Source organism: Spirillospora sp. CA-142024, from assembly GCF_050942325.1.
In the GTDB taxonomy this organism is placed as follows: domain Bacteria; phylum Actinomycetota; class Actinomycetes; order Streptosporangiales; family Streptosporangiaceae; genus Spirillospora.
In genome coordinates this window covers 4,470,601-4,485,086 of the sequence record NZ_CP192077.1, presented here as the reverse complement: position 1 = coordinate 4,485,086, position 14,486 = coordinate 4,470,601, and the positions used below count along the sequence as shown (strand labels likewise).

11 protein-coding genes are annotated in these 14,486 nt (G+C 72.6%); 8 read left to right on the top strand and 3 right to left on the bottom strand.

Features of this window, described 5'->3' with window-relative positions; all coding sequences use genetic code 11:
* The first annotated feature begins 101 nt into the window (after positions 1–101).
* From ACQPZP_RS21550 to ACQPZP_RS21535, 4 genes are read left to right on the top strand one after another with little or no spacing between them, the layout of a single operon-like run.
* Complete coding sequence (locus ACQPZP_RS21550) at positions 102–1,307, top strand: branched-chain amino acid ABC transporter substrate-binding protein (protein WP_433479396.1); 1,206 nt, start codon at positions 102–104, stop codon at positions 1,305–1,307.
* Positions 1,308–1,317: 10 nt separating this feature from the next.
* On the top strand, positions 1,318–2,217 hold the full coding sequence (locus ACQPZP_RS21545) for a branched-chain amino acid ABC transporter permease (protein ID WP_433479395.1): 900 nt from the start codon (positions 1,318–1,320) through the stop codon (positions 2,215–2,217).
* Entirely contained in the window at positions 2,214–3,986 is a 1,773-nt protein-coding gene (locus ACQPZP_RS21540) for a branched-chain amino acid ABC transporter ATP-binding protein/permease (RefSeq protein WP_433479394.1), read from the top strand. The genes ACQPZP_RS21545 and ACQPZP_RS21540 overlap by 4 nt, the downstream gene beginning before the upstream one ends.
* Complete coding sequence (locus ACQPZP_RS21535) at positions 3,983–4,717, top strand: ABC transporter ATP-binding protein (protein ID WP_433479393.1); 735 nt, start codon at positions 3,983–3,985, stop codon at positions 4,715–4,717. Before ACQPZP_RS21540 ends, ACQPZP_RS21535 begins: the two co-directional genes overlap by 4 nt.
* Here ACQPZP_RS21535 and ACQPZP_RS21530 read toward each other — a convergent pair.
* Positions 4,701–6,827: a thiamine pyrophosphate-dependent enzyme gene (locus ACQPZP_RS21530; protein WP_433479392.1), complete on the bottom strand. Its 2,127-nt coding sequence runs from the start codon at positions 6,825–6,827 to the stop codon at positions 4,701–4,703. The two genes, ACQPZP_RS21535 and ACQPZP_RS21530, sit on opposite strands and share 17 nt — an antisense overlap.
* Positions 6,828–7,041: 214 nt before the next feature.
* Between ACQPZP_RS21530 and ACQPZP_RS21525 the strand changes: the two genes are divergently transcribed.
* From ACQPZP_RS21525 to ACQPZP_RS21515, 3 genes are read left to right on the top strand one after another with little or no spacing between them, the layout of a single operon-like run.
* Positions 7,042–8,580: an aldehyde dehydrogenase family protein gene (locus tag ACQPZP_RS21525; RefSeq protein ID WP_433479391.1), complete on the top strand. Its 1,539-nt coding sequence runs from the start codon at positions 7,042–7,044 to the stop codon at positions 8,578–8,580.
* Between the two features lie 8 nt (positions 8,581–8,588).
* Complete coding sequence (locus tag ACQPZP_RS21520) at positions 8,589–9,734, top strand: NAD(P)/FAD-dependent oxidoreductase (protein WP_433479390.1); 1,146 nt, start codon at positions 8,589–8,591, stop codon at positions 9,732–9,734.
* On the top strand, positions 9,727–10,869 hold the full coding sequence (locus ACQPZP_RS21515; protein WP_433479389.1) for a Glu/Leu/Phe/Val family dehydrogenase: 1,143 nt from the start codon (positions 9,727–9,729) through the stop codon (positions 10,867–10,869). Before ACQPZP_RS21520 ends, ACQPZP_RS21515 begins: the two co-directional genes overlap by 8 nt.
* Here ACQPZP_RS21515 and ACQPZP_RS21510 read toward each other — a convergent pair.
* Both ACQPZP_RS21510 and paaZ read right to left on the bottom strand, forming a co-directional pair.
* Positions 10,847–11,773, bottom strand: coding sequence for a LysR family transcriptional regulator (locus ACQPZP_RS21510; protein WP_433479388.1), 927 nt, complete (start codon positions 11,771–11,773; stop codon positions 10,847–10,849). The two genes, ACQPZP_RS21515 and ACQPZP_RS21510, sit on opposite strands and share 23 nt — an antisense overlap.
* Before the next feature lie 61 nt (positions 11,774–11,834).
* Positions 11,835–13,892 carry a phenylacetic acid degradation bifunctional protein PaaZ gene (gene paaZ / locus ACQPZP_RS21505; RefSeq protein ID WP_433479387.1) on the bottom strand — a complete coding sequence of 686 codons (2,058 nt, stop codon included), beginning with the start codon at positions 13,890–13,892 and terminating at the stop codon, positions 11,835–11,837.
* 172 nt (positions 13,893–14,064) lie between these two features.
* On the opposite strand from paaZ, the gene ACQPZP_RS21500 reads away from it, so the two are divergent.
* On the top strand, positions 14,065–14,484 hold the full coding sequence (locus tag ACQPZP_RS21500; RefSeq protein WP_433479386.1) for a hypothetical protein: 420 nt from the start codon (positions 14,065–14,067) through the stop codon (positions 14,482–14,484).
* The last annotated feature ends 2 nt before the right edge of the window (positions 14,485–14,486 follow it).

The window sequence follows — 14,486 nt, the reverse complement described above, 5'->3', positions numbered from 1 at the left end:
ACCGATCACTACATGAGATCGCATGCTTGCCCGTCTCGACGCCCGTGCCCCGACGTTTCAGGCTTTCACCATCCCGGACGACGAGCGACGGAGAGCCGCCGATGACCCCACTGAAACCGCGGGACCGCGGACGACGGTTCCGCCTGTGCACCGCGGCGGGCGCCGGCCTGCTGCTCGTCCCGCTCGCCGCGGCCTGCGGCTCGAACGACTCCGGCGGCTCCGGCGCCATCAAGATCGGTGTCCCGGCACCGCTGAGCGGCGACTCCGCCTCGGCCGGGCAGGACATCCTCGCCGCCGCCAAGGTCGCCGCCGACGAGATCAACAAGGCCGGCGGGGTGGACGGCCGCAAGATCCAGATCGTCGAGGCGGACGACCAGTGCAGCGCCCAGCAGGGCGCGCAGGCCGCGCAGAAGCTGCTCAACAGCAAGGTCGTGGCGGTCGCCGGCGGCTACTGCTCGGGCGCCGCGGTGCCCGCCATCCCGATCTACGGGCGGCGCAGCGTGCCGTTCGTGATGGACGCCTCCACCAACCCGTCCCTCACCGACACCGGCAAGGGCAAGGTCTTCCGCACCTGCGGGCGGGACGACAACCAGGGCCTGGTCGCGGCCAAGTTCATGACCGGGCCGCTCGGCGCCAAGCGCATCGCGCTGCTGCACGACAACACGACCTATGCCAAGGGCCTCGCGGACGCGGCGGCGAACTCGGTGAAGCAGTCGGGCGGGCAGGTCGTCTACGAGGACGCGCTGCAGCCCGGCCAGTCCGACTACAGCCCGGTCCTCACGAAGATCGCCTCGGCCAAGCCGGACGTGCTGTACTTCACCGGCTACTTCGCCGAGGCCGGCCTGCTGATGAAGCAGCGCAAGCAGCTCGGGCTGAAGTTCACCCTGATGGGCGGGGACGCGACGACCGACTCGACCGTGCTGAAGACCGCCGGCTCGGCGGCCGACGGCTACATCGCCACGACCGCGCCGCTCGCCAAGGACCTGCCGGCCGCCGCGAAGTTCGTCTCGGCGTACAAGGCCGCGAGCAACGCCGACCCCGGGCCGTTCTCGGTGTACGAGTACGACGCGGTCAAGGTCGTCGCGAAGGCCATCGACGACGCGGGGTCCACCAAGGGCACGGCGATCACCGACGCCCTCCACAAGATCAAGGACTTCCCGGGGATCACCGGGCCGATCACCTTCGACGAGAAGGGCGACCGGACCGACCCGCTCTACATCACCGTCCAGGTCCAGAACGGCGCGTTCACCGCCTACAAGAAGCTCGACAAGAGCGGCGCCACCTGGGTGGACGCCAAGACCTCCTGATCAGGGCCCGATGAGCGAATTCGTCCAGTACCTCGTGAACGGCCTGACGATCGGGGCGTTCCTCGCGCTGATCGCGCTCGGCTACTCGATGATCTACGGCGTGGTCCGGCTGATCAACTTCGCGCACGGCGACATCTTCATGATCGGGGCGTTCGCCGGGTTCGGGACGCTGACCACGCTCGGCGCGACCGGCGGGATGGCGCTGCCTGCCATCATCGCCGCCGTGGTGGTCGGCGCCCTGGCCACCGGCGTCGTCGGCACCGGGATCGCGAAGGCCGCCTACGTGCCGCTGCTGTCGTCCCCGCGCCTCGCGCTGCTCATCGCGGCGATCGGGGTCTCGCTGGCGCTGGAGGAGGGCGTGAAGGTGCTCACCGACGCCCGGTTCAAGTCGTATCCGAACGCGCTGGACGGCGGCCGGATCTTCAGCGGCGCCGTCCACGTCACCTGGGGCCAGCTCACGCTGGTCGTGCTGTCGGTGGCGCTGATGGCGGGGCTCTGGCTGTTCGTCACCCGCACCGTGACCGGCACGGCGATGCGCGCCCTCGCGATGGACCGCGACGCCGCCCGGCTGCAGGGCATCAACGTCGAACGGCTGATCCTGACGACCTTCTTCATCGGCTCGATGCTGGCGGGCGCGGCCGGGGTCATGTACGGGCTCTACTACGTGCAGATCAGCTTCGGCATGGGATTCCTCATCGGGCTGCGCGCGTTCACGGCGGCGGTGCTCGGCGGCATCGGGAACCTGCCGGGGACGATGGTCGCGGGCGTGTGCATCGGCCTCGTCCAGTCGTTCTCCGCCGGGTACGTCTCGTCCCGCTGGACGGACGTCATCATCTTCGGGCTGCTCATCGCGGTGCTGGCGCTGAGACCCACCGGCCTGTTCGGCGAGCGTGTCGTGGAGCGGGCATGAAGGGCGCGCCGTTGGGCGGGCAGAGGCTCGCGCGCGGGGAGACCGCCGTCCGGTACGGCGGCTGGCCGCTGCTCGTCGTGGTGGCGCTGGTGGCCGGGCAGACCCTCGACGACTACGCGCTGACCGTCGCCGGGACGATCCTGATCTACGCGATCCTCGGGCTCGGCATCAACATCGTCGTCGGGTACGCAGGGCTGCTGGACCTCGGGTTCGCGGCGTTCTTCGCCATCGGCGCCTACACGTCCGGCCTGCTGATGCTGAAGCTGGAGTGGGGGTTCTGGCCGACGCTGCCGGTGGCGGTGGCGGCCGCCGGGGTCGCCGGGGTCGTGATCGGGTATCCGACGCTGCGGCTGCGCAGCGACTACCTCGCCATCGTCACGCTCGGCTTCGGCGAGATCATCCGGATCACCGTGGTGAACCTGGAGGTGACCGGCGGCCCGAACGGGCTGACGGGGATCCCGCCGGTGACGGTCGGCGGCCGGGAGATCGTCACGCCCAAGGACTTCTTCCACCTGGCGCTCGCCTTCTTCGTCGTCGTGCTGGCCGCGACGGCGCTGCTCGCCCGGTCGCGGCTCGCCTACGCGTGGCGGGCCATCCGGTCCGACGACACCGCGGCCGAGGCGGTCGGCGTCCCGGCGCGGCGGGTGAAGCTGCTCGCGTACGTGCTCGGCGCGGTGGTCGGAGCGGTCGCGGGCCCGCTGAACGCCGCGCAGCTCGGCACCGTCGACCCGTCCAGCTTCACGTTCCTGACCTCGCTGATGATCCTGCTCGTGGTGATCATCGGCGGGATGGGCAGCCGGCCGGGCGTGCTGATCGGCGCCGTCGTGATCGTCGCGCTGCCGGAGGTGCTGCGGACCGTCCAGGAGTACCGGGGGCTGTTCTTCGCGCTGCTGCTCATCCTGATCGTGATCCTGCGGCCGCAGGGCGTGTGGCCGTACCGGCCGCGCCGCCTCCGGCTCCCCGCGACGGCGGGCCCCGCGCCGGAGCTCCCGGCCGCCGCGGGGACGCTGCTGGAGGTGGACGGCCTGGCCAGGACGTTCGGCGGCGTCACCGCCGTGGACGGGCTCGGGCTCCGCGCGGACGCCGGGCAGGTCGTCAGCGTGATCGGCCCGAACGGCGCGGGCAAGACCACCGCGTTCAACTGCATCACCGGGATGATCCCGCCGTCGGCCGGGACCATCGTGCTCGCCGGGCGGAACGTGCGCGGGCTGGCGCCGCACCGGGTCGCCGCCGCCGGGCTCGCCCGCACGTTCCAGAGCATCCGGCTGTTCGACGAGATGACCGTCGCGGAGAACGTCCTCGTCGGCCGGTTCGCGCGGGACCGGGGCCTGCTGCGGCCGCTGTCCCGCGCGGACCTCGACACGGTGCGCCGCTGCCTGGACTTCGCCGGCCTCCTCGGCATGGCGGACCGCCCGGCGGGCGGGCTCTCCTACGGCGACCGGCGCCGGCTGGAGATCGCGCGGGCGCTCGCCGGGGACCCGCGCGTCCTGCTGCTGGACGAGCCCGCGGCGGGCGCGAACCCGACCGAGAAGCGGGCGCTGATGGAGCTGATCGCCCGGATCAGCGCGCTCGGCACCGCCGTGGTGCTGATCGAGCACGACGTCGCGCTGGTCATGTCGATCTCCGACCGGGTGACCGTGCTGGAGTACGGGCGGACGATCGCGGTGGGCCCGCCCGCCGAGATCCAGGAGGACCAGCGGGTCATCGCCGCCTATCTCGGCGTCCCGGACGACCCCGAGACCGACCTCGTCACGGAGGTGCTCAGGTGACGCTCCTGCGGGTGACGGACCTGCACAGCCGGTACGGGCAGGTCGAGGCGCTGTCCGGGATCTCGTTCGAGGCCCGGGAGGGCGAGATCGTCGCGCTGCTCGGCAGCAACGGCGCCGGCAAGACCACCACGCTCCGGACGGTCACGGGCCTGCACCGGGCCCGGTCCGGGCGGGTCGAGTTCGACGGCCGCGACATCACCCGGCTCGCCGCGCACAGGATCGTCGCGGCCGGGCTCGGGCACGTCCCGGAGGGCCGGCGCGTGTTCCCGGCGCTGAACGTCGCCGAGAACCTGCTGCTCGGCGGCTATCTGCGGCGCCGGGACCGGGCCGCGGTCGCGGCCCGCCGGGAGGAGGTCTACGAGATGTTCCCGCGCCTCGGCGAGCGGCGCGGGCAGCTCGCCGGGCTGCTGTCGGGCGGCGAGCAGCAGATGCTCGCGATCGGCCGGGCGCTGATGCTGCGGCCCCGTCTCCTCGCGCTGGACGAGCCGACGATGGGGCTGGCGCCGCAGATGGCGCAGCAGGTGCTCCGGGTCGTCCGGGAGATCCGCGACCAGGGCACCACGATCCTGATCGTCGAGCAGAACGCCCACCAGACCCTCCGCCTCGCGGACCGCGCCTACGTCCTGGAGACCGGCCGGATCGTCCTGGACGGCGCGGCGTCCGCGCTCGCCCAGGACGACCGGGTGAAGGCCGCCTACCTGGGCGGCGACCCGGTCATCGAGGCCACGTGAGGAGCTTCAGCGCCGCTTCTTCGATCGCGTCCTCGGACAGGAGGACGTGGTAGGCGGCGTCCCCGAGGGGGATGAAGCTGTCCTCGCAGGCGACCCTGGCCGTCCGTCCCTGGAAGCCGGCGTCGGCGAGCGCGGTCAGGACGCCCTCGGAGACGCCGCCGGTGCGGCGGGTCTCGTCCGCGATCAGCACGGCGCCGGTGGCACGGGCCTCGCGGAGCAGGTCGTCGACGGGCATCGGGGCCAGCCAGCGCAGATCGAGCACGCGGCAGCGGACACCCCTGGCCTCCAGGCGGCGGGCGGCCCGCAGGCTCATGCGCAGGCCGTTGGCGAACGTGACGATGGTGAGATCGCCGCCGTCACCGTAGGTGCGGCCGAGCCCGATCGGTACCCTTCCCCCGGCCGGGGCGAGCCAGCCGCCGTCACCGTCCTCGTGCAGGTCGCGCACGTGATACAGCGCGATCGGCTCCAGCATGACGCAGACGCGGCCCTCCCCTTCCGCAGCGTCCATGCAGGCGCGCAGCATCCCGGCCGCGTCGTCGGGACGGGCCGGTGAGGCGATGACGAGCCCGGGTACGTCCCGCAGCGCCGCCACGGCGTTGTCGTTGTGGAAGTGACCGCCGAAGCCCTTCTGGTAGGCGTATCCGGCGATCCGTACGACCATCGGGTTGCGGTACCGCCCGGAGGAGAAGAACGGCAGCGTCGCCGCCTCGCCCCGGATCTGGTCGGCGGCGTTGTGCAGGTAGGCGAGGTACTGGATCTCCGGGACGGGCAGCATCCCGGCCGTCCCGAACCCGAGCGCGAGACCGAGGATCGACTGCTCGTCCAGGATCGTGTCGAACACCCGGGCCGCCCCGGACCGCTTCATGAGCCCCCGCGTGACCCCGTAGACGCCCCCTTTGCGCGCCACGTCCTCGCCGAAGACGAGCATTCCCGGGCGTTCGTCCAGCAGTTCGCCGAGCGTCCGGTTGATCGCCTGCGCCATCGTCACCCCGTCCCCGGCCGCCTGCTCCGCTCCCCCGCGGATCCCGGTGTACCGGAGCGGCGCCATGACCTCCGCGGCGGACGACAGGCGGGGGGCGCCGGCGATCTCGTCGGCCAGGGCCATGACCTCGGCGCGTTTCGCCTCGTAGAGGTCGATGACGTCCTTGGCCTTCGCCGCCCCGCGGTCGATGAGAAGGCGCGCGGTCTGTAGCAGGGGGTCGCGCTCCAGGTCGGACGCCACCTCCGCAGGGGTCCGGTAGGACGATTCGACGTCGGACCCGGCGTGGCCCATCAGGCGGACCGTCCGCAGGTGCAGGAACGCGGGACGGCGATGTTCGCGAACCCATTCGGCCGCCTGCGCCGACACGGCGTGGGCGTCGGCGAGGTCGCAGCCGTCCGCGTGGAAGTAGGCGAGCCCGGGGCGCGACCCGTAGGCGGCGTGGATCCAGCCGAGCGCCGTCCGGACGCTGATGCCGATCCCGTTGTCCTCGCAGACGAACAGGAGCGGCAAGGGCAGGCCTTGGAAGCCGCAGTTGATCGCCGCGTTGATGGCGCCGGTTGCCGTGGAGTGGTTGGCGGATGCGTCCCCGAAGCTGCACACGGTGATGGCGTCACGCGGCCATGGCGAGTCCAGGCCGAGCCGGGCGGCGCGTTCGATCGCGAAGGCCACGCCCAGCGCGCGCGGGAGGTGCGAGGCGATCGTGGAGGTCTGCGGGATGACGTTCAGCGGATGGCTGCCGAACACCTTGTGGCGTCCGCCCGCGATGGGTTCCTCGGCGGCCGCCACCAGGCCGAGGAGCACGTCCCGCAGCGGATTCCGGCCAGGGACCTGGCGTGCGCGCTCCAGGAAGAACGCGCCCGACCGATAGTGCAGGAGCGCCGGGTCGTCCGGGCGGAGCGCGGCGGCGACCGCCGCGTTCCCCTCATGGCCGGAGGAGCCGATCGTGTAGAAGCCGTGGCCTTGGGCCTGAAGGTGGCGGGCGGCGAGATCCAGATGCCGGCTGCCGAGCTGCGCGTCGAACAGTTCCAGGCAGCGCTCGTCGCTCAGCACGCCGGGCGGGGCGGGCGTGCCGGACCCTTCGAGGGACGCGGCCGTCTCCAGGAAATGGACGTCGGCGGGTTCGGCCATGTGGGCTCCTGCACGGAACGGGGACGCCTGTCGAGCATCGGTCGCGGCCACCGGCCGGGCCAAGCCGCGGGAGGCCGCGAACCGGTTGGGAGTTGGCCAAGGATCGCTTAACGACGTCCCCCGGGGAGGCTCAGCCGGGCTTGGCCTCTCGGTAAGGAAGCCGTGTTCTGCCCGATCTTGGCTCGGGCGCGGTGGTCCGTTCAGGCTGGGAACCGTGCTCACCTCCGTCATCGGCGGCGCCCGGATCCCGGCGGGGCCGCGCTCGTACCGTTCCACCGACCCGTCCCGCACGTCCGAGACGGTCGCCGAGGTGTCCCTCGCGGACGCCGGCGACCTCGTCCGGGCCTGCCGGGCCGCCCGCGCGGCGCAGGACGCCTGGGGGGACGTCCCGGCGCCCGTCCGCGGGCAGGTCGTCGCCGCGATCGGCCGGCTCGTCGAGGCCAACAAGGCGGCGCTCGCCCGCGTCGTCACCCGGGAGGTCGGCAAGCCGTACGCCGAGGCGCTCGGCGAGGTCCAGGAGATCGCCGACACGTGCGCGTTCTTCCTCGGCGAGGGGCGGCGCCTGTACGGGCAGACCGTGCCGTCCGAGATGCCCGACAAGCAGCTGTTCACGTTCCGGGACCCGGTCGGCGTCGTCACCGTCATCACGGCGGGCAACTTCCCGGTCGCGGTGCCGTCCTGGTACATCGTCCCGGCGCTGCTGTGCGGGAACACCGTGGTGTGGAAGCCCGCCGAGTACGCGGCGGCGTGCGCCGACGCGTTCCACGAGCTTTTCGCCCACGCCGGCCTTCCGGACGGCGTCCTCAACGTCGTGTACGCGGACGGGCCGGAGACGTTCCGCGGCCTTGAGCAGGCCCTCGCCGACGGGCTCGTCGACAAGGTCGGCTTCACCGGCTCCACCGAGGTCGGGTCGCGGATCGGCGAGCTGTGCGGCCGCCACCTCCAGACGCCGTGCCTGGAGCTCGGCGGAAAGAACCCGATGGTCGTCACCGAGGACGCGGACCTGCCGCTCGCCGTCGAGGGCGCCCTGTTCTCGGGGTTCGGGACGGCCGGGCAGCGCTGCACGTCCCTCGGGACGGCGATCGTCCACGAGTCGGTGCACGGCGAGTTCGTCCGGCTGCTGGACGAGGCGACGCGCGCCGCCGTCGTCGGGGACCCGGCGGGCGACGTCCTGTTCGGCCCGCTGATCAGCGAGCGGTTCGCGGACGGGTTCGAGAAGGTCCTCGGCTGGATCGGGCCCGGCCACACCGTGCACGGGTCGACCGCGACCGGCCGGATCACCGCCGCGGACCCGCGCGAGGGCTTCGCCGGGGACCCCGCGGCGGGGCTGTTCTACCACCCGGTGATCGTGGACGGGGTCGGCCCGGGCGACGAGCTGTTCATGAACGAGACGTTCGGCCCGATCATCGGGGTCGCCTCGTACCGGACGATGGACGAGGCGATCGCCCTCGCCAACGCCCCCGGCTACGGCCTGTCGGCGTCGATCTACACCACCGACCCGGCGAAGGTCTTCGCGTTCCGGCGGCGGATATCGGCGGGGATGGTGAGCGTGAACAACTCCACGTCCGGCGCGGAGGCGCACCTGCCGTTCGGCGGGAACGGACGCTCGGGGAACGGCAGCCGCCAGTCGGGCATGTGGGTGCTGGACCAGTTCACCCGCTGGCAGTCGATGAACTGGGACACCTCGGGAAGGCTGCAGAAGGCGCAGATGGACGTCCTGGAGATCAGCCCCGACCTGGGCTTCCGGCTGTAGGGGGACGCGTGGAGAGCGAGGCGGAGGTCGTCGTCATCGGCGGCGGCGTCATGGGGACGAGCATCGCGTTCCATCTCGCCGAGGCCGGGGTCCGGCGCGTGGTCCTCCTCGAACGGGACGAACTCGGCTCCGGGTCGACATGCAAGGCCGCCGGCGGCGTACGCGCCCAGTTCTCCGACGAGGTCAACATCCGGCTCGGCGCCCGCAGCCTGGAGGCGTTCACGCGGTTCCCGGACCGCCCCGGCCAGGAGATCGACCTGCACCAGGTCGGGTACCTGTTCCTGCTGTCGCGGCCGGAGGACGTCGCGTCGTTCGAGGCGAGCGTGGCCCTGCAGAACGAGCTGGGCGTGCCGAGCCGGATGATCTCGGTGGCCGAGGCGCGCCGGCTGTCCCCGCTGATCGACGCGGACGGGCTGCTGGCCGCCGCGTTCTCCCCCGACGACGGGCACTGCACGCCCGAGTCGGTCGTCCTCGGGTACGCGACCGGCGCGCGGCGGCACGGTGCCGCCATCCGGACCCGCTGCGAGGTCACCGGCATCGAGACGGACGGCGGCGAGATCGTGGCCGTCCGGACGTCGCAGGGCAGCATCCGGACGTCCGCCGTCGTCTGCGCGGCCGGGCCCTGGTCGGCGGCGGTCGGCGCGATGGCGGGCGTCGACCTCCCGGTGGAGCCGCTGCGGCGCCAGATCGTCTTCACCGAGCCGATCCCGGACCTCCCCCGCCCCGTGCCGATGACGATCGACTTCACGACGTCGTTCTACTTCCACGCCGAAGGCGCGGGCCTGATGCTCGGCATGTCCGACCCGGACGAGCGTCCGGGCTTCCTCCTGAACCGCTCGGACGCGTGGCTCCCCCGGCTCACCGACGCGATCGGGGCCCGCGCGCCCCGGCTCCTCGACGTGGGCCTGACCGGCGGCTGGGCGGGCCTGTACGAGGTCACGCCGGACCACAACGCCCTCATCGGCGAGGACGGGGACGTGTCCCGGTTCCTGTACGCGACGGGCTTCTCCGGGCACGGCTTCCTGCAGGGCCCGGCCGTCGGCGAGGTCGTCCGCGACCTGTACCTCGGCCGCGTCCCGTTCACCGACATCGCTCCCCTGCACGCCGCGCGTTTCGCCGGCGACGTCCTCCGCCCGGAGATCAACTGTGTCTGACGTGCTCGCGCTGATGGACGAGTGGGGCCCCGAACGGGTCGTCTGCGTCTCCGACACCCGGACCGGGATGCGCGGCGTCCTCGTCATCGACAACACCGCCCGCGGCATGGGCAAGGGCGGCATGCGGATGAGCCCGTCGGTGACGGTCGCGGAGGTGGCGCGCCTCGCGCGGGTCATGACCTACAAGTGGGCGGGCGTCGACCTGTTCTTCGGCGGCGCGAAGGCCGGGATCATGGCCGATCCCGGGTCGCCGGACCGGGAGGCGATCCTGCGGTCGTTCGTCCGGGCGCTGTCGCAGGAGATCCCCCGCCGGTACGTCGCGGGCCTCGACATGGGGCTGTCCGAGCGGGACGCGGCGATCGTCCAGGACGAGCTGGACGACCGGGGCGCGGCCGTCGGAACCCCGCACGCCCTCGGCGGGATGCCGTACGACGAGCTGGGCGTGACCGGCCACGGGGTCGCGGAGGCCGCCGACGCCGCGGCGCGGCACGCCGGGACGTCCCTGCGGGGCGCGCGGGTCGCGGTGCAGGGGTTCGGGGCGGTCGGGCACGCGGCGGCCCGGCGCCTGGCCGAGCTGGGCGCGGTCATCGTGGCCGTCTCGACCGTCCACGGAGCGCTGCACGACCCCGACGGCCTCGACGTCGGACGGCTCCTCGACCTGCGCGCCGAGGCGGGCGACGCCGCCGTGACGGAGTACGGCGGAAGGCTCCTGGAGGCGGGGGCGGAGCTGCTCGTCCCGGCGGACGTCCTCGTCCCCGCCGCGCTGCAGGACGTCATCGACGAGAAGGTGGCCGCGAACGTCCGGGCGAAGATCGTGGTGGAGGGCGCGAACCTGCCCACCGGGCCGGGGGCGCAGCGCGTGCTCGCCGAGCGCGGCGTGACGGTCGTGCCGGACTTCGTCGCGAACGCGGGCGGCGTCGTCGCGGCGGGTTTCGCGATGGACGCCCGCTACTCGGCGTTCCGTCCCGACCCGGACGCGGTGTTCGCGGCGGTCTCGGCGAAGATGCGGGAGAACACGGAGAAGGTCCTCGACGCGGCCCGCGCGCAGGGCACGACGACGCACCGGGCCGCGGTCGCGCTGGCGCAGGAACGCGTCCGGGCCGCGATGGAGCTCAAGGGCCGGTTGCGCCGCTGATCTCCGCCTGCACGCAGCGGGCGACCTCGCTGAGGCCGCGCATCGCGTCCTTGACGAGCGGGTTGGTGTTGCTGGTGCGGCGCAGCACCGTGACGTGCCGCTGCGGGCTGCGGCGGCTGAGCCGGAGCATCTTCAGCCCCGGCGCGGGCACGCAGCCGAGCGCCGGGACGAGCGCGATGCCGAGACCGCACCCGACCAGACCGCACACCACGGCGTAGTCGTTGCTGCGGAACGCGATGTTGGGGGTGAACCCGGCGGTGCTGCACAGCCGCAGCAGGGCCTGCGCGCCCGAGCTCTCGGGGCGGCTCGCGATCCACGTCTCCGACCGCAGGTCACGCAGCCTGACCGTGCGTCCGGCGGCGAGGGGATGCTCCTCCGGCACGCACAGCACCAGGTTCTCGTCCATCACCGGTGTCTCCACGATCTGGTCGGGCCAGGTGCGCGGGAACAGGTCGTACCGGTAGACGAGCTGGAGGTCGAGATCGCCGTCGAGCAGCTCGGGCAGCAGCTCGTCCGGCTCGCCCTCCGACAGCGTGATGTCGATGCCGGGGCGGATCCGGGACAGCTCCGCCAGCACCCGCGGCAGGATGCGGGCGCTGGCGGTCGGGAAGCTGCCGAGCTGCAGCGCGCCGCGCTCGCCGCTGGCGACCGTGCGCAGCTCGCGTTCCAGGGTGTCGAGAGCCGACAGCACGTCGTTGCCCTTGCTGACCATGAGGAACGCGGCGCTGGTCGGCCGCACGCTGCGGGCCCGGCGCTCGAACAGCACCAGGCCGCAGGCGCGTTCCAGCGCGGCGATCTGCTGGGAGACGGCGGACGCGGTGTACCCGAGGTTGCGGGCCGCGTCCGCGAACGAGCCGGTGCGCACGACCTCGCGCACCGTCTGGATGTGCAGGGGACTGATCATGGGCGCACCCCGTTCAGCGCTGAACGTGACCGTCTCCCCCGCAGACGCCTCTCCTACATCATCAGTCGTGCCTAGGCCTCTTCGCCACCAGCGTGAGCACGTCGTACTTGGCGACCGACGCCCCTTCCTGGTTCGTGACGTCGGTGTCCCAGCGGACCTCGCCGTAGTCGGCGCCCTCGCGCGGCGTGATCTGCTTGGCGGTCAGTGTGACCGTCAGCTCGTCGCCCGGCTTGACCGGCGTGAGGAACCGCAGGTTCTCCAGGCCGTAGTTCGCCAGGACGGGCCCGGGCGCGGGGTCCACGAACAGGCCGGCCGCGAACGACACGACGAGGTAGCCGTGGGCGACGCGCCCGCCGAAGAACGGGTTGGCCTTGGCGGCGTCCTCGTCCATGTGGGCGTAGAACGTGTCGCCGGTGAACTCGGCGAAATGCTCCACGTCGCCGAGGGTGACGGTGCGGGGGCCGCCGACGGCGGTGTCGCCGACGCGCAGGTCCTCCAGGTGCTTGCGGAACGGGTGCTCGTCGGTGACCGTCCGGTCGGTGCCGGGGACCCAGCGCCCGGTGATCGAGGTGAGCATCGCCGGCCCGGCCTGGACGGCGGTGCGCCGCATGTGGTGCACGACGCCGCGCATCCCGCCCATCTCCTCGCCGCCGCCGGCGCGCCCGGGACCGCCGTGGACGAGCGGCGGCAGCGGCGACCCGTGCCCGGTCGACTCCTTGGCGTCCTCGCTGTTGAGCACCAGCAGGCGGCCGTGCCAGGGCGCGGTGCCGAGGACGACGTCGCGGGCGAACCCGGCGTCCGCGGTCACGATGGAGCCGGCCAGGCTGCCGCGCCCCCGCACCGCCAGCTCGACGGCCTGCTCGGCGCCGTCGTACGGCAGCAGCGTGCTGACCGGCCCGAACGCCTCCACCTCGTGCGGCTCGGCGCGTCCGGGGTCGTCGGCGCGCAGCAGGACCGGGGAGATGAACGCGCCGCGCTCGGCGTCCGCGCCGACGACCTCGACGTGCTCGGGGTCGCCGTACACGACGCGTCCCGCGTCCATGAGGGCCTTGAGGGAGCGCCGCACCTCCTCGCGCTGGTCGAGGGTGGCGAGGGCGCCCATCCGCACGTCCGGGTCGGCCGGGTCGCCGACCGTCACCTTCGACAGCCGCTCGCGGACGGCCTCGGTGACGTCGTCGATCAGCGCCGACGGGACGAGCGCCCGGCGGATCGCCGTGCACTTCTGCCCCGCCTTCACGGTCATCTCCGCGACCAGCTGCTTGACGAAGAGGTCGAACTCCTTCGTGCCGGGCGTCGCGTCCGGCCCGAGGACGGAGCAGTTCAGCGAGTCGGCCTCGGCGTTGAACCGGACGGCGTTCCCCACGATCACCGGATGCGTGCGCAGCAGCCGGGCCGTCGACGCCGATCCGGTGAACCCGACGATGTCCTGCTCGGTGAGGTGGTCGAGGAGGTCGCGCGGGTCGCCGCAGACCATCTGGACCGTGCCCTCGGGCAGGATCCCCGACTCGACGATCAGCTCGACCAGCCGGGCCGTCAGGAAGGCGGTCTGGCTCGCCGGCTTGATCAGGGTCGGCACCCCGGCGAGGAACGCGGGGGCGAGCTTCTCCAGCGGACCCCACACCGGGAAGTTGAACGCGTTGATCTGCACCGCGACGCCGTGCGACGGCGTGCACAGGTGCTGGCCGACGAACGTCCCGCCCTTCCCGAGCGGCTCGACGTTCCCCTCGACCAGCACCCGGTCGTTCGGCAGCTCCCGCTTGCCCTTGCTCGCATAGCCGAACAGGACGCCGATGCCGCCGTCCACGTCGAACTTCGAATCGCCGAGCGTCGCGCCCGTCCGCGCCGACAGGGCGTACAACTCCTCGCGATGCTCTCTCAGATCGGACGCGAGGGCTTTCAGCAGGGCCGCGCGCTGGTGGAACGTCAGCTCCCTCAGCACCGGGCCGCCGACGGCCCTGCCGTACTCAAGGGCGGCTCCCATATCGACCCCTGCCGAAGAGATCCTCGCGACCTCCTCCCCTGTGACGGCATCGTGCAGCGGCGCCCCCTCGTCCTCCGGGGCACGCCATGAACCCGACACATAACTGCGCAGCACGACCACTGGGACCTCCTTGTCCACATCTCCTGACCATTCTTGCCACCTACGAGCTTCCTTCACCCCTCGCAGAGGTGACAGCCGGGCCCGGGACACTTTGTGTACTCGCGCGGGCGCCGCCCTACCTCAGGCGTAATCGCCCGGCCACCGCGGCGTCCGTAGCGTCGAGGTCATCGACGAAGAGAGAGGGACTTCGATGACCGCGACCCGTTCCATCACCCAGAAGGGCCTGCTCGCCGACGGCCGCCGCCTGCTCCGCCTCGCGCTGCGCCTCGACTCCGTCGTCACCGGTGTCAACGGCCTCGCCTACCTGGCGCTCGCGGGCCCGGTCGACGACCTGCTCGGCCTGGACGCCGGCCCCGGACGGGTGCTCGGTGCGTTCCTGCTGGTCTACGCCGCCGCAGTGTGGGCGATCTCGGTACCGGCCCGCCCCCACCGCCACGCCGTGACCGCGGTGGTGGAGGCGAACCTGCTGTGGACGATCCTGAGCGTCGTCGCGGTGGCCCTGGGCTGGTTCTCGCTGAACACCGCCGGCGGCGTCTGGGCCGTGCTCCAGGCGATCGTCGTCGCCGGTTTCGCGGCGCTGCAGTACACCGCGCAGCGCCGCGCCCGGTGACG